The following is a 3,964-nucleotide window of genomic DNA, read 5'->3' as shown; positions in this document are numbered from 1 at the left end:
CCCGCCGCGAGGTCGCCAGCCGGCGGGTGTAGAACAGCAGCGCGAGCAGCGCGGGCACGGTGCCGAAGCCCTTCAGGAAGGCCGACCCCACGTTCGACCCCTCGGACACCACCCCGCTCTCGGCCACGGAGGCGCTGATCTCCTGCCGGCTGGTGAAGAAGACCGCCGGCCCGCCCAGCTTCAGCACGTAGTACCCGCTCGCCGCGAACGCCAGCACCACCAGCAGCCGCAACCGCACCCGGTGCGCCCGCGCCGGGCCGTGCCCGCCCCGCTCCGGCCCGCGCCGCAGCGGACGCCGGGATGCCAGCAGCGCCCCCAGGTCGAAGGCGGCACAGCCCATCAGGACCATCGACACCGCCGTCACCAGGTCCGAGCGCGGCCCGACCAGCGGCGTCGGCGTCTGCCCGAGCACCACCTGGGCGAAGGGCGCGACGCCCATCGCGATGTACACGAACATCCAGAAGACGCCCTGGAGCAGCCGCCGCCGGGTGGAGAGGATCATCGTGGCGAGCCGGGCCCCGGCGTAGCAGGTCAGGACCAGTTGCAACCAGTACGCGGTGTCCCGTACGCCGGAACCGGGCTGGGCCGCGACCACGGCGGGCAGGAAGCAGACCAGCCCGAGGATGAGCGGCACCGCCAGCGCCCGCGAGAGCATCGCCCAGGACAGCGATCTGCCCGGCCCGTCCGGTGGGCGGCGGCCGGGCCCGCCGGCCGGGGCGGAGGCGGACGGGGCCTCGTGCACGGACGTCATGGTCCCCCGTTCGCCGGTCTCTGACCGCTCAACACCTTAACGAACCAGGCCACTTGAGGGGGCCGGATGGCTAGGCTGGACGCCGTCGGCCGAGGTTGAGGGGAACCCTGGTGAAGGTCCTGCACATCGTCACGCTGCACACCCCGGACCACGCGTTCGGCGGGCCGACCAGGGTCGCGCTGAACCTCTCGAAGGCGCAGCGCGCCCAGGGCGACGACGCCCGCCTCATGGCCCTCGGCGACGGCTTCGAGGGCCCCCTGCCCCCGGAGGTCGAAGGCGTCCCCGCGCACCTCTTCCGGGCCCGCCACCCGCTGCCCGCGTTCGAGGTCAGCGGCATCACCTCCGCCGCCCTGCTGGCCACCGCCCGCCGCATGATGCGGGGTGCCGACCTCGTCCACGTCCATCTGATGCGCGACCTGGTCACGCTGCCCGCCGCGCTGCTCGCCCTGGCCACCCGCACCCCGCTCGTCGTCCAGACCCACGGCATGGTCGACCCCACCGAGAACCGGATCGCCCAGCTCACCGACCTGCTGGGCGTGCGCACGGTGCTGCGCCGCGCCGACGCCGTCCTGCACCTCACCGAGCAGGAACGCCGCGACGTCCAGGCCGTCGCCGCGCCGGTCGCCCTCACCCGTACCGTGCGCCTCGTCAACGGCGTACGCCCGCAGGAGCGCAAGCCCGCCCGGGAGCCGGGCCGGCCGCCGGTCGTTCTGTTCTTGGCCCGGGTCCAGGAGCGCAAACGGCCCGAGGACTTCGTCGCCGCCATGCCCGCCGTCCTGGCCCGGCACCCGGACGCCCGCTTCGTGCTGGCCGGACCGGACACCGGGGCCCTGCCCGGCACCCTGGCGCTCGCCCGGAGGCTGGGCGTCATGGACGCGCTGGACCATGTGGGGCCGCTCGGCCACGAGGAGGTGCTCGACGCCGGGCGCCGGGCCGACGTGTACGTCCTGCCCTCGATCGAGGAGCCGCTCGGTGTCTCCGTCCTGGAGGCCATGTCGGTGGGCACCCCGGTCGTCATCACCCGCACCTGCGGCCTCGCCCCCGACGTGGCGGCGGCCGGGGCGGGCCGCGTCGTCGACAGCCGCGTCGGCGAGGACGCCGCCAACGCGGCCGGGGTCGCCCGGGCGGTCCTGGAGCTCCTGGAGCCCGGCGAGGCCGAGAAGGCGGGCCGGGCCGCGTGGGACCTGGTCAACGGGCACTTCACCATCGAGACCGTCACCCGCACCCTCCGGCGGACCTACGAGGACGTGGTCCGCCGGAGGCGTCCGGGGCGGCGGGACTGAGACGGCGGCCCAGGGCGCCGTCGGACCACTACGACGCCTCCCACCGCTGCCAGAGCATCTCCAGCCCCAGCACGATCGCGCACAGCACCGCCAGCGACCCGGGGGCGGCCACGAACATCACATGGATGGGACTGCTCTCGTCCGGGAGGAAGAGGTCCACCCACCCCAGGGTCAGGGCCACGGCGGTGGCGACCCCGCCGATCCGGGAGGCCCATTCGAAGAGGTGCGCGTGCCAGGGCTTCGAGGCGTCCGAATCCCGTGAGCGTACGTCGATGCTGAAGAAGACCAGCAGAACGGCGAGGAACGAGATCAGGCTGACCATGTCGGACGACGGCATCGGGCGCATATCGGGACTTTAGCCGCGTCACGCCGTGCGGCCCGTCACCCGCGGGGCCCGCCGCCTCCACGCACCCGGCCGTGGAGGCGGCGGTGGCTCAGCCCGTTCTCCCCTCCCGGGACTTCAGGGCGATCTGCCACCGGTAGAAGCTCATCGCCAGGGCGAAGTCCAGCCCCGCCCGCCCGTCCAGGAAGCCCCGCCGGTAGACGTACATGTACGCGAAGGACAGCAGCGGCTTGAACGGCGCCTTGTGGAAGAGCTGCCCCTGACGGGACTTCACCTTCCGCACCTGCTCCTTGACGTCGGGGTGGTGCTCCAGCCACGCCTCCCAGTCCGAGTAGCGGTTGTGCCGCTCGAACCAGGCGGTCACCGGGTCCAGGTCCTGGTGCTCGATGGGGTTGCGCAGGGCCCGGAAGGACGGGGCCACCGGCTGGTAGTGGCCCTCCACCTCGCCGATCCCCGGCGCGTCCAGGTCCCCGACCTCCGGGTAGTGGCAGCGCGTCCGGTCGGTCAGCGAGCGTTTGCGGATGGTGTAGCCGTGCCGCAGCCGCTTCCCCGAGAACCAGTAGCCCAGCGGGATGTCGTACGCCGCCGGCCCGGGCCGCTCCGGGCCGGCGAAGACCTGCCGCAGCTCGGCCAGCAGCCCCGGGCTGATCCGCTCGTCGCCGTCGAGCAGCAGGATCCAGTCCAGGTCCGTGCGGACGTTCTCCAGACACCACTGCTTCTTCCGCGGATGGCCCCCGTCCCAGGTGTACGTGACCACCTCGGCCCCCGCCTCCTCGGCGATCCTCGCCGTGTCGTCGGTGCTGTGGGAGTCCACCACGACGACCGCCTCGAAGTGGCCGAGGACCGACCCCACCGCCTCGGCGATGTTCAGGGCCTCGTTCTTCGTGGGGATCGCCACGGCTATGGGCAGCTTGCTCACGAGGGCTCTCCTTCGGGCAGCCAGGCGTAGCAGCCTGTGGAGGTGAAGGCGCGGGCGCCGGCCGGGACGGTGAGCGAGACGGGGTCGCCGGTGTCCGAGGCGCCCGTGGTGAGCTCCTCGTCCTCCGCCCCGGCCAGCCGCCACGCGCAGTCCCGGGTGGGGGAGGGGGCGCGGTAGCGGCCGGGGCGGAGCTTCGCGCCGGTGTGGGTGCCGTCCGGGTAGCCCCGCGCCGCCTCGTCCACCAGTTCGCGGTGCTGCGGGCAGAGATGGGCCACCGCCGGCTCCGCGTCCGCGACCTCGCCGGCGACGATCGCCGCCACCGCGATGTCCCGGTCGGCCTTGACCAGGTAGCGGAGCCGGTCGCAGGTCGCCTGGCCGGTCTGGAGCACCGCCGCCGGGTCCATCCCCTGCGGGACGCGGTCGGTCAGGTACTCCTTCTGCGGCTTGCTGAAGGTCCCGGCGGCCGGGGTGATCTCACCGGCGGGCACCTTCGGCGGCTCGCTCGTCTCCTTCGGGCCCAGGGCCCGGGCGTCCTCGTCCGGCGGCTTCGACGGTCCCGCGGCGGCGGGCGCGGAGACGGCCGCCGCGGACGGTGCGGGGCCCTTCGACGGCTCATCGTCGCCGGACGCGCCGCAGGCGGCCAGCGCCGCCGTCGCGAGGACGACGGT

4 protein-coding genes and 1 pseudogene are annotated in these 3,964 nt (G+C 74.0%); 1 reads left to right on the top strand and 4 read right to left on the bottom strand.

Features of this window, described 5'->3' with window-relative positions; translation table 11 throughout:
* Positions 1-751: pseudogene (locus IH13_RS0126855) on the bottom strand (hypothetical protein); the annotation flags it as partial.
* A 110-nt stretch (positions 752-861) separates the two neighbouring features.
* Between IH13_RS0126855 and IH13_RS0126850 the strand changes: the two are divergent.
* On the top strand, positions 862-2,034 hold the full coding sequence (locus tag IH13_RS0126850) for a glycosyltransferase (protein ID WP_031088557.1): 1,173 nt from the start codon (positions 862-864) through the stop codon (positions 2,032-2,034).
* Between the two features lie 28 nt (positions 2,035-2,062).
* Here IH13_RS0126850 and IH13_RS0126845 read toward each other — a convergent pair whose 3' ends face one another.
* From IH13_RS0126845 to IH13_RS0126835, 3 genes are all read right to left on the bottom strand, one after another.
* On the bottom strand, positions 2,063-2,380 hold the full coding sequence (locus tag IH13_RS0126845; RefSeq protein WP_031088556.1) for a hypothetical protein: 318 nt from the start codon (positions 2,378-2,380) through the stop codon (positions 2,063-2,065).
* 88 nt (positions 2,381-2,468) lie between these two features.
* Positions 2,469-3,296 (bottom strand): glycosyltransferase family 2 protein, encoded by an 828-nt coding sequence (locus IH13_RS0126840; protein WP_031088555.1) that lies wholly within the window; start codon positions 3,294-3,296, stop codon positions 2,469-2,471.
* On the bottom strand, positions 3,293-3,964 hold a 672-nt coding region (locus tag IH13_RS0126835), incomplete at its 5' end, for a hypothetical protein (RefSeq protein WP_037842465.1). The genes IH13_RS0126840 and IH13_RS0126835, both read right to left, overlap by 4 nt.

Origin of the sequence: Streptomyces sp. NRRL WC-3549, from assembly GCF_000721935.1 — a bacterium.
Taxonomy (GTDB): Bacteria; Actinomycetota; Actinomycetes; order Streptomycetales; family Streptomycetaceae; genus Streptomyces.
This window is presented reverse-complemented; position numbering and strand designations above follow the sequence as displayed.